This window comes from Nesterenkonia suensis, from assembly GCF_054782935.1.
Window position 1 is genome coordinate 1 of sequence record NZ_BAAGRN010000002.1, and the last position, 949, is coordinate 949.

Below are 949 nucleotides of genomic sequence, written 5' to 3' on the forward strand. Positions count from 1 at the left end.
GCCTGGAGGGCTGGGACGCGGAGGAGATCCTTCCCCGTCAGGTCGATGACCGGCTGGCCGATATGCGCGCCACCGGGACGGTCCGGGTGGCCGAGCAGGTGGGGCGACGTCGTGACGTCGCGCTGCGCGTGGAGGACTTCGTCCAGCGGCCGTTGACGTTCCTGCCGCAGCATTCCAATGGGATGGGGCTGAGTGCTGTTGACGCTGCCGGGGCAGTGATCGCCGAGCAGACGTACTTCTCCATCGGGGGAGGGTTCGTGGTCACCGCCGCGGAGGCGGAGGCCGCCTCTCTGGGTGAGGCGGTGGAGTCGGCGACCTCGGCCCAGGCTGCGGTGCCGTACCCGTTCACCACGGCCGCGGAGCTNGGGAGTCATGATGGCCAATGAGACTGCCGTCCGCAGTGAGGATCAGGTCCGTGCCGGGGTGCTGCACATCTGGGAGGTCATGGAGGAGTGCAAGAACTCTGCGCTGGGTCGGCTAGGTGTCCTGCCCGGGGGTCTGAAGGTCCGACGTCGTGCGCCTGACTGGCATGCTCAGCTGACGGAGAAGGATCCTGAGCGTTCCCACGCCTACTGGCAGGAGTGGGTCAACCTGGTGGCGTTGGCCGTGAATGAGGAGAACGCCTCTGGCGGGCGGGTGGTCACTGCCCCGACCAATGGGGCGGCCGGGATCATCCCCGCGGTGGGCTTCTATGCGACCCATTACGGGCCCGGTGGGAGCTATGCCGCGCGGGAAGAGCGCGATGAGATCGTGGTGCGGTATCTGCTCACTGCCTCCGCCATCGGGGTGCTGTATAAGGAGCAGGCCTCGATCTCTGGTGCTGAGGTCGGCTGCCAGGGAGAAGTGGGATCGGCGTCCTCGATGGCGGCTGCTGGGCTGTGTGAGGTGCTCGGGGGGAGCCCGGAGCAGGTGGAGAACGCTGCCGAGATCGCGATGGAGCACAACTTGG

Annotated in this window: 1 pseudogene; it reads left to right on the top strand. The window is 67.4% G+C overall.

The window, feature by feature from the left end:
• Positions 1–949: pseudogene (locus ACYVKI_RS05895) on the top strand (L-serine ammonia-lyase, iron-sulfur-dependent, subunit alpha); the annotation flags it as partial.